Consider the following 13,738-nt stretch of genomic DNA (forward strand, 5'->3'; position numbering starts at 1 on the left):
ATCCATCCTTTGCATTAGAGAACGGGCACGGGATGCTCCCGTAACGCCGTCAGCAAAGCCGCGGCACTCGCGCCGCGGCAATCCACAACTGTTTGAGCCCCGGCGGCATGTGCCAGCTCGGCAACTCTTGGGCTTGGAACAAACAACGGCAACCGCGCAATCGTCGGCCAGGCATCGCCGGCCAACTGACGCAAGTGCTCGAAACCCTGTCCACTGCTGACCACCAGCCCGTTCAAGCGTTCCGCTTCGATCCGTCGTGGCAGTGCTTGCGGCGCGTAGGCTGGCAAGTCACGTCGATACAATTCCAGATACTCGACACTAGCACCAAGCTCGCGCAGGCGCTCGGCGAGCAACTCGCGGCCGCCCACCCCGCGCAGGATCAACACCTGCGAACCGGGCTGAGTGACAGCCTCGCGCAGACTCGGTAATTGCAGCAAAGCCTCGCTGTCATCACCGCCGTCCGGGAAATGTGCGTCGAGGCCACGATCCTGAAGAATCTGCGCCGTCGCCGCGCCGACGCTGAACCACGGCATCGCCAGCGACTGCAACCCTTGAGCGTCGAGCAGTTCCACCGCAATGCGTGCCGCCGGCTTGCTGACCACAATCACCGCGCTACAACTCGGCAAGCGCGCGATCGCCTGACATATTTTGTCAGAGACCGGCAGCGGCGCGATTTCCAAAAGCGGCAGGCAACTGCTGGAAACCCCCTCGGCGGCCAACGTCGCGGCAAGCGCCGCACAGTCATCCGCAGGGCGCGTCAGCAGCAGGCGCCAACCGATCACTCGTGACCTGCCTCGCCATAGACTGCCTTGAGAATTTCTTCGGCGCCCTGGCCGAGCAAGTCTTCGGCAACCTTCACACCCAGCGCTTCGGCATCGGCGCGTGGCGCGCGGGCTTCGGCGCTGATCAAACGACCGCCACTCGGCTCGCCGACCAGACCGCGCAACCACAATTGCTCGCCTTCGAGCACCGCGTAGCAGGCGATCGGCACTTGGCAGCCACCATTCAAATGCTTGTTGAGCGCACGTTCAGCGGTCACCCGCGAAGAAGTATCAGCGTGATGCAGCGGCGCCAGCAAGGCGTGAATTTCAGTGTCGGCACTGCGGCATTCGATGCCGACTGCGCCCTGGCCACCGGCCGGCAGACTGTCATCGACGCTGATGGCCGAGGTGATGCGGTCTTCGAAACCGAGACGGATCAGGCCGGCCGCCGCGAGGATGATCGCGTCGTACTCACCGGCATCCAGCTTGGCCAGACGGGTATTGACGTTGCCGCGCAGGAAACGGATTTCGAGGTCCGGCCGACGGGTCAGCAACTGTGCCTGACGACGCAGGCTGGAGGTGCCAACGATGCTGCCGGCCGGCAACGCTTCAAGGCTTGCATAGGTATTGGAAACGAAGGCATCACGCGGGTCTTCGCGCTCGCAGATGCAGAACAGACCGAGGCCTACAGGGAAGTCCATGGGCACGTCTTTCATCGAGTGAACGGCAATGTCCGCTTCATTTTCCAGCAGCGCGGTTTCCAGTTCCTTGACGAACAGTCCCTTGCCGCCGATTTTCGACAGTGGCGAATCGAGCAACTTGTCGCCGCGACTGACCATGGGCACCAGCGTCACCAGCAAGCCCGGATGGGCCGCTTCCAGACGGGCTTTGACGTATTCGGCCTGCCAGAGGGCCAGCGCACTTTTACGGGTGGCGATGCGGATTTCGCGAGAGGACATGGATCAATCCGTACTGAATAGATACGGCGGATAATAACAGCTCAGCCAAATCCACTTTGACTTGAATCAGAAACGGCGCGGCCTCCCTGGCCTGCGATGCCTGGTGAATAGACTGAAGAATCGCCCGGGAAGACCGGGTTACAGGCCCTGCATCATCTTGCGCACACCCGCCACATGCCGACGGCTGACGATCAGCGCATCACCATTAAGGCCTTTGAGGAACAACTGGAAATGCCCCAGCGGCGTACGTTGCAGACGTTCGATGCGGTCACGGGCGACCAGCGCATTGCGGTGGATGCGCACAAAGCGCTCGCCGAATTCGTCTTCGAGGGCCTTGAGCGGCTCGTCCAGCAGCACTTCGCCGGCTTCATGGCGCAAGGTCACGTACTTGTGGTCGGCGATGAAATAGACCACCTGATCCAGCGGGATCAGTTCAATGCCTTTGCGGGTACGCGCACTGATGTGACTGCGCGGGCCATTGCCGCTTTCAGCGGCGGGACGGGTCAGGGCCGAGAGTTGCGCCCGATTGGGACGTTCAGCCTTTCTCAAGGCGTCATGCAGATGTTCGGTTCGCACGGGTTTCACCACATAGCCCACGGCGCTGGCCTGCAGGGCTTCCACGGCAAATTCATCGGGACTGGTGCAAAACACCACGGCAGGCGGCGTTTCACGCTCGCACAGACGGGCAGCGACCTGCAGGCCATCCAGGCCCGGCATGCGGATATCGAGCAGCACGATATCCGGCTTGTGGCTGTCGATCAGCGCCAACGCCTCTTCGCCATTCGTGGCGCTGGGCTCCAGGACTGTGTAACCCTCGAGCTCGCTCACCATTCGGCTAAGGCGCTCGCGAGCCAGTGGTTCGTCATCAACGATCAGGACATTCATATTGCGCTGGATTCCTGCGTGAGTCTCGCACAAGGATAGCGTAGACAGGTGAAGTGACGTCCGTCACCGCGATCCACGCTAAGACTAGCCCGAGCGCCAAAAAGTGCCGTACGTCGGCCAGCAATATTTGCCAGTGTCCGGGTCGTACTGCTCGAAGCCCGCTGTTTCCTGCGCTTTGCGCGGGGTTTGCCCAAGGACAATACACCCACCCCCCTCTTCTTATAGTCGGCAGCCAGACCTTTGCGCGATCCGACTTGCACCGACCCTTATGTCCAACTGTAGACGTTCGTCGGGCCGATATTGCTCAATCGAAAAATATCCTTACGCAAATTCCCCCGGGGAACACGCTGACTATGAAGGACACGATGAGAAAAAAACGTATCGACCGGTGTCAGCGACAGGATTGGCAACCCTGTTATTATCCGCGCCAGCGTTTCACGCCTTCTTTCTTCAAGCCGATACGAGCGAATTCATGAGCACTGACAAGACCAATCAGTCCTGGGGCGGCCGCTTCAGTGAACCCGTCGACGCCTTCGTCGCCCGCTTCACCGCCTCCGTCACTTTCGACCAGCGCCTGTATCGCCACGACATCATGGGCTCGATCGCCCACGCCACCATGCTGGCCAAGGTCGGCGTGCTGACCGATGCCGAGCGCGACAGCATCATCGACGGCCTGAACACCATTCAGGGTGAAATCGAGGCTGGCCAGTTCGACTGGCGCATCGACCTCGAAGACGTGCACATGAACATCGAAGCACGCCTGACCGACCGCATCGGCGTCACCGGCAAGAAACTCCACACCGGGCGTAGCCGCAACGACCAGGTCGCTACCGACATCCGCCTGTGGCTGCGTGACGAAATCGATCTGATCCTCGCCGAAATCACCCGTCTGCAAAAAGGCCTGCTGGAGCAGGCCGAGCGCGAAGCCGCGAGCATCATGCCGGGCTTCACCCACTTGCAGACCGCACAACCCGTGACCTTCGGGCACCACATGCTGGCCTGGTTCGAAATGCTCAGCCGCGACTACGAGCGTCTGGTCGACTGCCGCAAGCGCACCAACCGCATGCCGTTGGGCAGCGCCGCGCTGGCCGGCACCACTTACCCGATCGACCGTGAATACACCGCACAGCTGCTGGGCTTCGACGCCGTCGGCGGCAACTCGCTGGACAACGTGTCCGATCGCGACTTCGCCATCGAATTCTGCTCGGCTGCGAGCATCGCGATGATGCACCTGTCGCGTTTCTCCGAAGAGCTGGTGCTATGGACCAGCGCGCAGTTCCAGTTCATCGATCTGCCGGATCGCTTCTGCACCGGCAGCTCGATCATGCCGCAAAAGAAAAACCCGGACGTGCCAGAGCTGGTGCGTGGCAAGACTGGCCGTGTGTTCGGTGCACTGATGGGCCTGCTGACCCTGATGAAAGGCCAGCCACTGGCCTACAACAAGGACAACCAGGAAGACAAGGAACCGCTGTTCGACGCCGCCGACACCCTGCGCGATTCGCTGCGTGCGTTCGCTGACATGATCCCGGCGATCAAGCCGAAACACGCAATCATGCGCGAAGCAGCACTGCGCGGTTTCTCTACTGCGACCGACCTGGCGGACTACCTGGTACGTCGCGGCCTGCCGTTCCGTGACTGTCACGAAATCGTTGGCCACGCGGTGAAGTACGGCGTCGACACTGGCAAGGATCTGGCCGAGATGAGCCTGGAAGAATTGCGTCAGTTCAGCGACCAGATCGAACAGGACGTGTTTGCCGTGCTGACCCTGGAAGGCTCGGTGAATGCCCGTGACCATATCGGCGGCACCGCGCCGGCGCAGGTCAAGGCAGCCGTGGTTCGTGGTCAGGCACTGATCGCCAGCCGCTAAAAGCATCGCTGGCAAGCCAGCTCCCACAGGGGTCTTTACTGGAACACAATTTTGCGTTCGACCCAAAGACCTGTGGGAGCTGGCTTGCCAGCGATGACTGACTTCAGAACGCTGGAAAACTCACTTCTTGGCAGCGATCATCGCCAAAAACGTCGGCATCGCCGCCTCTTTATCCGCAGCGATTTTCTGCACATGCGGATTCTGCTCAAGCCGCTCCAGCAGCGCTTTCGCCTTCGGCATCTCTGCCAGCAAATCCAGATCGAACAACTTCTTCCCGACCGCGCACGCCAACGGCACGCTGTAGAGGAAGTACAAGTCAGCAATACTCAGACTGTCGCCCGCCACATACGGGGCGAATTTTCCGTGACGGCCCAGTGCGGCAAAACCCAGCAGCAGCTCGGCCTTGGTCTTTTCCTTGATCGCCTCCGGCAGCGTTGTGCCGAAAAACGCTTCGCCATAACAGGCACGGCCCGGCAGTTCGATGTACAGCTCGATTTCCTTGGCAATCGCCAGCACCTGCGCACGCGCAAACGGATCGCTCGGCAGCAGCGGTGTGCCTTTCTGGGTCTGTTCGAGGTATTCGAGGATGATCGCGGTTTCGTTGATGAACCCCGCGTCCACGCCCAGTACCGGCACCTTGCCACGCGGGCTGATGGCCAGGGATTCCGGGGTCGGCGTCGGGTAGAACGTGACTTCTTCGAACGGCAGGCCCTTTTCCAGCAGCGCCAGTTTGACCATGTTGTAGTAGTTGCTGACAGAGAATCCGTAGAGTTTGAGCATCACATTGCCTCCAAGGCCGTGCGGGGTGGGCGGTGTCTGTTTATAGATCGCCCAGGCGATTCCTGCCAGCAGCATCATGGCGCTGAATGCGGGTAAACTGGCGCCTTTCCTTGAGGAGCCTGCCATGAGCGAGCCGACAGACATCGACAACGACGAAGAAGAGTTCACCGAGAGCACGCTGATCGAAGCGATCGAGAACCAGATCGAAAGCGACAACCCGCCGGCAGCCAAAGCCACGCTAAACAAGCTGACCCTGGTCGGTGTCGAGCGCGAAGAGATCCTCAATCTGATGGCTCACGTACTGGCCTACGAGATTGACGCGATGCTTGATGAAGACCGCCCATTCAACACCGAATGGTACGAAGCGGCACTGCGCGCACTGCCAGAGCTGCCGCCCGAAAAGCAGTAACAACACAATCCCCTGTGGGAGCGAGCCTGCTCGCGAATGCGGTGCATCAGCAAAAACACGCTCAATGACACACCGTATTCGCGAGCAGGCTCGCTCCCACAAGGTTTGTTACGTATCCGGCCAGCCATCTCACTGACCCCGACTACACTGGAATCCGCCTCAAGACAAAATCCCTGATCTGAGCACTGGACACGCCGCAAAAGCGGGTTCACCTTAGGGACGCTGTCGTCCAATTCCTAGAAAGTCTGGAGTCCTTATGTCGCTTACCCCTGAGCTGGTTGCCGAACTGGAAGTCCTCGCACTCTTCAACCTGGACAGTTCCCAGGAAGGTTTGAAAATTCATCAGACCGCTGCCCCGAAGCACATCGCTGCTGCCCAACGCCTCTTTGAAAAAGAACTCACCGACCAGCCCGATGGCGGTTATCTGACCAGCCTGGGCCGTGACGCCGCGCAAAATGTGCAAACCGTGCTGACCATTCTGAGAGAGCAAGAAACCGCCTGATCCCGCTGACTTTGCCCACGGGAACTCCTGCCACGGGATTTCCGCGGGCCCACCAAGTCACCCCGCGATAAAAATCTGACGTCAAAAAACAAATTCAGCTTAAAAGTCCCATTGCGCAAAGGCTAAACTCTCCCACATTCCGAGACCCTCTACGTCCGAGCCTGCGAGCCGGTTTGAGCTGACATGACGCGCACCCATGAAATCCGCCCCGATCTGGACGAGGGAATCGACCGCAAGGTCCTCAGCCAGTTGCGCGCACGTTTTCTCAAACTCAACGAAGGTCGCCTGGGCCGTGCAATGGAGGGGCTGTCGACACGCCAGCAAGGCGTTTTGACGCTGCTGCCGCTGTTCTTCCACGTCAATCATCCGCTGCTGCCAGGCTATGTCTCGGGCAGCACGCCGGCCGGCCTGTCGAATTACGAGCCGGATGCCAGCGCCCTCGCTGAAGCCCAGCGCCTGACCCGTTCCTTTTCCTACAAGCCGCGCCACGGCAGCAATCCGCCGCGACCGATTCACGGGCTGTTCCTGATGGGCAGCCTCGGCACCCTGGCCCAGGCCGATCAGAGCGACATGGACGTGTGGGTCTGTCATGCGCCGGACCTGACTGAAAGCGAGCTGGCCGAGCTGAGCAAGAAATGCCAGCTACTGGAAACCTGGGCCGCAAGTCAGGGCGCCGAGGCGCATTTCTTTCTGATCGACCCGGTGCGCTTCGTCAAAGGCGAACGCGACACCCAACTCAGCTCGGAAAACTGCGGTACCACTCAGCACTATCTACTGCTGGACGAGTTCTACCGCACCGCAATCTGGCTGGCCGGGCGCACACCGATCTGGTGGCTGGTGCCGGTCTACGAAGAAAACGCCTACGACCTTTACACCCACACGCTGCTGTCGAAGCGCTTCATCCGCGCCGACGAAACCCTGGATCTCGGCCATCTGGCGACGATTCCGCCGGGAGAGTTCATCGGTGCCGGACTGTGGCAGCTGTTCAAGGGCATCGAGTCGCCGTACAAGTCAGTGCTCAAACTGCTGCTGACCGAGGTTTACGCCAGTGAACATCCAAAGGTGCAATGCCTGAGCCTGCGCTTCAAAAAAGCCGTGTTTGCCAATCAGCTCGATCTCGATGAACTCGACCCGTACATGGTCGTGTACCGGCGCATCGAGGAATACCTCATCGCGCGCAACGAGCCGGAACGTCTGGAGCTGGTGCGCCGCGCGCTGTACCTGAAGGTCAATCGCAAGCTCACCGGCAGCAGTCGCAGCCAGGGTTGGCAACGTTCGCTGCTGGAACGGTTGGCCAACGAATGGCATTGGGATCAGCGACAACTGGCGCTGCTCGACAGTCGCAGCCAGTGGAAAGTCCGTCAGGTCAGCGCCGAACGTCGTGCGCTGGTGAGCGAGCTCAATTACAGCTATCGCTTCCTGACCCAGTTCGCCCGCACCGAACAAACCGTCAGTCTGATCAACAAGCGCGATCTCAATGTGCTCGGTCGCAGGCTTTATGCCGCGTTCGAGCGCAAGGCCGACAAGGTCGAGTTCATCAACCCAGGCATCGCCCCCGATCTGGCTGAAGACACCCTGACCCTGGTGCAGTCGCGCAACAAGAAGGAACCCGGGCAAACCCAGTGGGGCTTGTACAACGGCAGCCTCACGGCGCTGGAATGGGAACACTTTGCGCCGATCAAGCGCAGCCGCGAATTGCTCGAACTGCTGACCTGGTGCCATCGCAACGGCGTGATCGACAGCAGCACCCGCTTGGCCCTGCACCCCGGCACCAGCGACCTGAGCGAGTTCGAACTGTTCAATCTGCTCGGTAGCCTGCAACAGTGCATCGCCCTGCCCTTGCCCACCGTGGCTGAAGAACCGCTGTTGCGCGCAGCCGTGCCGAGCGAAGTGCTGATGCTGGTCAACGTCGGCGTCGATCCGCTCAAGCATCACCGCGACCTCAATATTCTGATGACCACCGAGCGCACCGATTCGCTGAGTTACGCCGGAGTGCGCGAAAACCTCGTGCTGACCCTCGATCAGGTCACGCTCAACAGCTGGAACGAAGTGCTGGTCAACCGCTTCGACGGTCCCCACGCCCTGCTCGACTGCCTGCGTGACTACCTCAACAATCTGCCGCGCGGGCCGTTGCAACCGTCGTTGAAGGTGCGCTGCTTCTGCCATAACCGTGCGCAGTTCATCGCCCGTCGCGTGGAAGAAATTGTCGATACCGCGCAGAACCTGCTGCTCAGCGAATTGAATCATCGCTACCTGATTCAGGTGCAGCAGCACTACCACGTTCTGGAACTGGTGCCGGGGCAAGTCAACCACGTCGCCCTCGCGACACTGCCGGCATTGCTCGATTACCTCGGCGAAGAACAGCCGCGCTACAGCCCACTGCAACTGGACCCGATGGCGCTGGAGGATCACGACCTCGCGCTGATCCTGCCAATGGGCCAGCCGGAAAGCATTCAGGTGTTCTACAGGATCACCGAACAGCAAGCCGAGCTGTACGTGCTGGATGAATTCAACGCGCTGTGGCAGCAGCATTTGCCGTATCACGATGAGCAAAGTCTGCTGGTGCCCATGCAGCGTTTCCTGCAATCGATCCAGTATCGACGCGAAGCGTCGCTGCCGATGGACGCCGCGCCTTCGGCAAGCCTTGAGACTTTGTATTACCAGTTATTACCTTCGGGGCCGGGACGGGCGCGACGGGTCGAAGCGCGGCCGGCGCCGCAGACGCCAGTGAACAAACCGTTCTACGACGTGCAGGCGATCGTCGGCAAAGCCGCACCGGGGGAAGTGCAGGTCACTCTGTATTGCAATCAACGGGAATTCAGCGAGCTGGAACATGGCGACCAGCTGTTCAGCTTAGTCGCCCGGGAGATCGTCGAGCAGCGCCGCGAGACCGAGCGCTATCGCTGCTACATCACCGATCTGGACCTTTCGGGCCTGCTCGGTGACGGGCAAAGTTCAAGCAATCTGTATCTGCGCTACAAGGCCGACCTGGAGCGCGCCCTGAACGAGGCGCTCGAACAGGTCTGAGGCGGGTCACTCGCGAAAATCACCACCGTTGGCCGGTTGCGATTCGACTTCCAGCAAGGTCAGCTTCAGGGTCTTGCCACCGGGAGCCGGCCAGTCGATGTGTTGACCGACCTTCAGGCCCAGCAGCGCGCTGCCGACCGGCGCCAGAATGGAGATCTTGCCTTCATCGGCGTTGGCATCCTTGGGATAGACCAGCGTCAGGTGGTAATCCTTGCCACTGCCTTCTTCGCGGCAATGCACGCGGGAATTCATCGTCACGACATCGGCGGGGACTTCATCGTGACCGACCACTGTATCGGCGCGGTCCAGTTCGGTTTGCAGCGCAATCACGCCCGGCAGCGAGTCATCCAGGCTGTCGATCAGGCGCTCCAGACGTTGTACGTCCAGACGGGTAAGGGTGATGGAAGGTGCGGTCATGATCCGGGCAGACTCCTTTCTTCTGCACAAAAAAAGCAAAACCCCGCCAAAAAAGACGGGGTTTTCACCGAGCCTCGGTGGGTTGAGGCGTGTTCGGACACTATCACAGCTCAAAAAATATACAAGCCACCCACTTTTGATCTGGCAAGAACCCCCTGTGACGAGGGGATTTATCCCCGATGGGTCGCGCAGCGGCCCCAAGCTTTTGAGACTGCTGCGCAGTCTGTCGGGGATAAATCCCCTCACCACAGGGTCAAGTCAGGGATTTTCGTGCGGCAGCCTGCTGACAGATGATCCGCCGCCGCTCGTCGTCTGCCGAGCGCCATTCGCGAATGTCCTCAACATGCCGGAAACAACCGAGGCAAACCTTCTGTTCATCCAGTCGGCACACGCCGCTGCACGGCGAAGGCACCGCCGGGCTGACGTTGCTGTAAAGCGGCTTGGGCGGACGAACAGGAGCGGTGTCAGTCACGGAATCACAGACCTTCGAAATCGAAATCAGCGCCGGCCTGCTGCTTGACGATGCGCTCAAGCATTTCGCCTAGCTGCTCTTCGCTCTTGTCGCACATCCAGCGTTCGCTCTCTTCGTCGTAGTCGAAGTGGAAACCACCGGACACCGCCGCCAGCCACAGCTGACGCAGTGGCTCCTGACGGCTGAAGATCAGCTGCGAGCCGTTTTCGAACTTGACGGTGAGCACACCGGCCGAGTTCTCCATGTCGATATCCAGGTCGCTTTCGTCAAAGATGTCTTCCAGTTTTTCCTGGGTTTCATCGACCAGATCGTGGAAACGGGCTTCGGACAAACTCATTGCGGCAACCTCAAAAAATGTCTGATCAGGCTCAAGCGCCGAAAGATACGGACGCCGCTGGCCGATTGCAAAGATTAACGACCAAGCACCTCTATGGCACTGTAAACACCGTACCTGTGGGAGCGGGCTTGCCCGCGATGAGGCCGGCAAATTCAACATCAATGTCGACTGAACCACCGCAATCGCGGGCAAGCCCGCTCCCACAGGGTTCTACGTACTGGCGGACGAGCCCCGCCGGACGGGTGGGCCATCACATAGGCAAGCCGCCGGGTGGCCGGTATACTCCGGCGCAATTAACGCATTTTCAAGGATTTCGCCATGAAGCGCCTGATCTCTTCCCTTGCTGCGCTCGTCGCGGTTGCCTGCCTCGTTTCGGCCTGCGGTCAAAAAGGCCCGCTGTACCTGCCCGATGACGATCAGGACCCGGCCGAGCAAGCCCAGTCTTCGCAAAAGCAGCCTGCCTCCAAGGCACACAAGCACGACGTTTACTAAGGGATCGCCATGGACGCTTTTAACTACCGTGGCGGGGAGCTGTTCGCGGAAGGTGTGGCGCTGTCCGCCATCGCCGACCGTTTCGGCACGCCCACCTATGTTTACTCGCGCGCGCACATCGAAGCCCAGTATCTGGCCTACGCCGATGCGCTGGCCGGCATGCCGCATCTGGTGTGCTATGCGGTCAAAGCCAACTCCAACCTCGGTGTACTGAATGTCCTGGCCCGTCTCGGCGCCGGTTTCGACATCGTTTCCCGTGGCGAGCTGGAGCGCGTACTCGCCGCTGGCGGCAGCCCTGACAAGATCGTGTTTTCCGGTGTCGGCAAGACCCGAGACGACATGCGTCGTGCGCTGGAAGTCGGCGTGCATTGCTTCAACGTCGAATCCACCGACGAGCTCGAACGCCTGCAAGTCGTCGCCGCCGAGCTGGGCGTTCGCGCACCGGTTTCGCTGCGTGTGAACCCGGATGTCGATGCTGGCACCCACCCGTACATTTCCACCGGTCTCAAAGAGAACAAGTTCGGCATCGCCATTGCCGACGCCGAAGACGTGTACGTGCGCGCCGCGCATCTGCCGAACCTGGAAGTGGTCGGTGTCGACTGCCACATCGGTTCGCAACTGACCACCCTGCCGCCGTTCCTCGATGCCCTTGATCGCTTGCTCGATCTGGTCGACCGTCTCGGCGATTGCGGCATTCATCTGCGCCACATCGATCTCGGTGGCGGCCTGGGTGTGCGTTATCGCGATGAAGAGCCGCCATTGGCTGCCGACTACATCAAAGCCGTGCGTGAGCGTCTGCACGGTCGTGATCTGGCGCTGGTGTTCGAGCCGGGCCGTTTCATCGTCGCCAATGCCGGCGTACTGCTGACGCAGGTCGAGTACCTCAAGCACACCGAGCACAAAGACTTCGCCATCGTCGACGCGGCGATGAACGACCTGATCCGCCCGGCGCTGTACCAGGCCTGGATGGACGTCACCGCGGTCAAGCCGCGCGACACCGCCGCACGCCAGTACGACGTGGTCGGCCCGATCTGCGAGACCGGCGATTTCCTCGCCAAGGATCGCGAGCTGGCACTGGAAGAAGGCGACTTGCTGGCGGTGCATTCGGCCGGAGCCTACGGCTTCGTGATGAGTTCCAACTACAACACCCGTGGCCGTGCCGCTGAAGTGTTGGTAGACGGTGATCAGGTATTTGAAGTGCGCCGCCGCGAAACCGTGGCCGAGCTGTTTGCCGGCGAAAGCCTGCTGCCGGAGTAACCCATGCTGCTGCGTTTTACCAAAATGCACGGCCTGGGCAATGACTTCATGGTTCTCGACCTGGTCAGCCAGCACGCGCATATTCAGCCAAAGCACGCCAAGCAATGGGGCGACCGGCACACCGGTATCGGCTTCGACCAGTTGCTGATCGTCGAGGCGCCGAGCAACCCGGACGTGGATTTCCGTTATCGGATCTTCAACTCCGACGGCTCCGAAGTGGAACAGTGCGGCAACGGTGCGCGCTGCTTCGCACGTTTCGTGCTCGACAAGCGTCTGACCGCCAAGCGCCAGATCCGCGTCGAGACCAAGGGCGGCATCATCGAGCTGGACGTGCGTAACGACGGCCAGATCGGCGTGAACATGGGCGCCCCGCGCCTGGTGCCGGCGGACATTCCGTTCGAAGCACCGGCGCAGGCCGCAAGCTATCAGTTGGAAGTCGACGGCACCACGGTCGAACTGGCGGCGGTGTCGATGGGCAATCCACACGCGGTGTTGCGCGTGCAGGACATCAACAGTGCTCCGGTGCATGAGCTGGGGCCGAAGATCGAACACCACCCGCGCTTCCCGGCACGGGTCAATGTCGGTTTCCTCCAGGTCATCGACCGCAACCGCGCGCAATTGCGCGTGTGGGAACGCGGCGCCGGGGAAACCCAGGCCTGCGGCACCGGCGCTTGTGCGGCGGCTGTCGCAGCAATCAGTCAGGGGTGGATGGATTCGCCGCTGTTGATCGACTTGCCCGGCGGGCGTCTGTCCATTGAATGGGCAGGCCCTGGCCAACCGGTGCTGATGACCGGTCCGGCAGTGCGTGTATACGAAGGACAAGTGCGTCTTTGAGTGAGCAGAAGCCATGACCGATAAGCCTCAGGTACCCGCCCGACAGTCCGACGAATCAGCGTCCGAGAGCCTGGAGGCGGCAGCGGTTGCCGCGTACCTGGAGGCTCATCCGGACTTCTTCGTCGAACATGAAGAATTGCTCCCGGCCTTGCGTATTCCGCATCAGCGCGGCGACACCGTATCGCTGGTCGAACGGCAAATGACCATCCTGCGCGACCGCAATGTCGAGATGCGTCACCGCCTCTCGCATTTGATGGATGTCGCCCGTGACAACGATCGGCTGTTCGACAAGACCCGCCGCCTGATCCTCTCGCTGATGGACGCCGCCAGCCTGGAAGACGTGGTCATCAGTGTCGAAGACAGCCTGCGTCAGGACTTTCAGGTGCCCTTCGTCAGCCTGATTCTGCTCGGCGACAACCCGGCGCCGGTCGGTCGCTGGGTGACCCACGCCGACGCACAAACGGCCATCGGCGGTTTGCTCACCGAAGGCAAAAGCGTCAGCGGCAACCTGCGCGAACATGAACTGGATTTCCTCTTCGGCGAAGAACAGCGCAAGCAGATCGGCTCGACCGCCGTGGTCGCGGTCAGCCATCAAGGCATCCACGGGATTCTGGCGATTGCCAGCCGTGATCCGCAGCACTACAAGAGCTCGGTCGGCACACTGTTCCTGAGCTACATCGCCGAAGTCATGGGCCGCGTGCTGCCACGGGTCAACAGCTCCCTGCGCTCGGTACGCTGA

15 protein-coding genes and 1 pseudogene are annotated in these 13,738 nt (G+C 60.8%); 8 read left to right on the forward strand and 8 right to left on the reverse strand.

All coding sequences use genetic code 11. From position 1 onward, the window contains the following. Positions 1 to 14 precede the first annotated feature (14 nt). The 4 genes and pseudogenes from KI231_RS28470 to KI231_RS30455 form a co-directional block, all read right to left on the reverse strand. Positions 15 to 782, reverse strand: coding sequence for a uroporphyrinogen-III synthase (locus KI231_RS28470; protein ID WP_213026932.1), 768 nt, complete (start codon positions 780 to 782; stop codon positions 15 to 17). Then, on the reverse strand, positions 779 to 1,720 hold the full coding sequence (gene hemC, locus KI231_RS28475; RefSeq protein ID WP_213026933.1) for a hydroxymethylbilane synthase: 942 nt from the start codon (positions 1,718 to 1,720) through the stop codon (positions 779 to 781). Before hemC ends, KI231_RS28470 begins: the two co-directional genes overlap by 4 nt. A gap of 138 nt (positions 1,721 to 1,858) precedes the next feature. Further along, positions 1,859 to 2,605 carry a LytR/AlgR family response regulator transcription factor gene (locus KI231_RS28480; RefSeq protein ID WP_103302550.1) on the reverse strand — a complete coding sequence of 249 codons (747 nt, stop codon included), beginning with the start codon at positions 2,603 to 2,605 and terminating at the stop codon, positions 1,859 to 1,861. Then, positions 2,602 to 2,742, reverse strand: a pseudogene (locus KI231_RS30455) (sensor histidine kinase); the annotation flags it as partial. The gene KI231_RS28480 and the pseudogene KI231_RS30455, both read right to left, overlap by 4 nt. A gap of 335 nt (positions 2,743 to 3,077) precedes the next feature. On the opposite strand from KI231_RS30455, the gene argH reads away from it, so the two are divergent. Next, on the forward strand, positions 3,078 to 4,472 hold the full coding sequence (gene argH / locus KI231_RS28485) for an argininosuccinate lyase (protein ID WP_008084559.1): 1,395 nt from the start codon (positions 3,078 to 3,080) through the stop codon (positions 4,470 to 4,472). A 120-nt stretch (positions 4,473 to 4,592) separates the two neighbouring features. On the opposite strand, the gene KI231_RS28490 is transcribed toward argH, so the two are convergent. After that, positions 4,593 to 5,252, reverse strand: coding sequence for a glutathione S-transferase family protein (locus KI231_RS28490; RefSeq protein ID WP_213026934.1), 660 nt, complete (start codon positions 5,250 to 5,252; stop codon positions 4,593 to 4,595). A 124-nt stretch (positions 5,253 to 5,376) separates the two neighbouring features. On the opposite strand from KI231_RS28490, the gene KI231_RS28495 reads away from it, so the two are divergent. From KI231_RS28495 to KI231_RS28505, 3 genes are all read left to right on the forward strand, one after another. Beyond that, a complete protein-coding gene (locus KI231_RS28495; protein WP_103302551.1) occupies positions 5,377 to 5,661 on the forward strand; it encodes a hypothetical protein in 285 nt (94 codons plus the stop codon). A gap of 256 nt (positions 5,662 to 5,917) precedes the next feature. Then, positions 5,918 to 6,163, forward strand: coding sequence for a TIGR02647 family protein (locus tag KI231_RS28500; RefSeq protein ID WP_039757399.1), 246 nt, complete (start codon positions 5,918 to 5,920; stop codon positions 6,161 to 6,163). Positions 6,164 to 6,346: 183 nt separating this feature from the next. Next, positions 6,347 to 9,190, forward strand: coding sequence for a class I adenylate cyclase (locus tag KI231_RS28505; RefSeq protein WP_213026935.1), 2,844 nt, complete (start codon positions 6,347 to 6,349; stop codon positions 9,188 to 9,190). 6 nt (positions 9,191 to 9,196) lie between these two features. On the opposite strand, the gene rnk is transcribed toward KI231_RS28505, so the two are convergent. The 3 genes from rnk to cyaY all read right to left on the reverse strand — a co-directional run bounded on the left by rnk (position 9,197) and on the right by cyaY (position 10,416). After that, the gene (gene rnk / locus KI231_RS28510) at positions 9,197 to 9,607 is read right to left on the reverse strand and encodes a nucleoside diphosphate kinase regulator (protein WP_103302553.1); all 411 of its coding nucleotides are present in this window, start codon (positions 9,605 to 9,607) and stop codon (positions 9,197 to 9,199) included. Between the two features lie 253 nt (positions 9,608 to 9,860). Next, positions 9,861 to 10,079, reverse strand: coding sequence for a DUF1289 domain-containing protein (locus KI231_RS28515; RefSeq protein WP_103302555.1), 219 nt, complete (start codon positions 10,077 to 10,079; stop codon positions 9,861 to 9,863). 4 nt (positions 10,080 to 10,083) lie between these two features. Further along, positions 10,084 to 10,416 carry an iron donor protein CyaY gene (gene cyaY, locus KI231_RS28520; protein ID WP_008084571.1) on the reverse strand — a complete coding sequence of 111 codons (333 nt, stop codon included), beginning with the start codon at positions 10,414 to 10,416 and terminating at the stop codon, positions 10,084 to 10,086. A 318-nt stretch (positions 10,417 to 10,734) separates the two neighbouring features. Between cyaY and lptM the strand changes: the two genes are divergently transcribed. The 4 genes from lptM to KI231_RS28540 are packed head-to-tail and all read left to right on the forward strand — an operon-like array spanning position 10,735 to position 13,738. Then, the gene (lptM, locus tag KI231_RS28525; protein ID WP_042561715.1) at positions 10,735 to 10,908 is read left to right on the forward strand and encodes an LPS translocon maturation chaperone LptM; all 174 of its coding nucleotides are present in this window, start codon (positions 10,735 to 10,737) and stop codon (positions 10,906 to 10,908) included. 9 nt (positions 10,909 to 10,917) lie between these two features. Next, positions 10,918 to 12,165, forward strand: a complete 1,248-nt coding sequence (gene lysA / locus KI231_RS28530; protein WP_213026936.1) for a diaminopimelate decarboxylase — start codon at positions 10,918 to 10,920, stop codon at positions 12,163 to 12,165. 3 nt (positions 12,166 to 12,168) lie between these two features. Continuing rightward, positions 12,169 to 12,999: a diaminopimelate epimerase gene (gene dapF / locus KI231_RS28535; protein WP_103302557.1), complete on the forward strand. Its 831-nt coding sequence runs from the start codon at positions 12,169 to 12,171 to the stop codon at positions 12,997 to 12,999. Positions 13,000 to 13,012: 13 nt separating this feature from the next. Then, positions 13,013 to 13,738, forward strand: coding sequence for a DUF484 family protein (locus KI231_RS28540; RefSeq protein WP_103302558.1), 726 nt, complete (start codon positions 13,013 to 13,015; stop codon positions 13,736 to 13,738).

This window comes from Pseudomonas sp. Seg1, from assembly GCF_018326005.1.
Lineage (GTDB): Bacteria > Pseudomonadota > Gammaproteobacteria > Pseudomonadales > Pseudomonadaceae > Aquipseudomonas.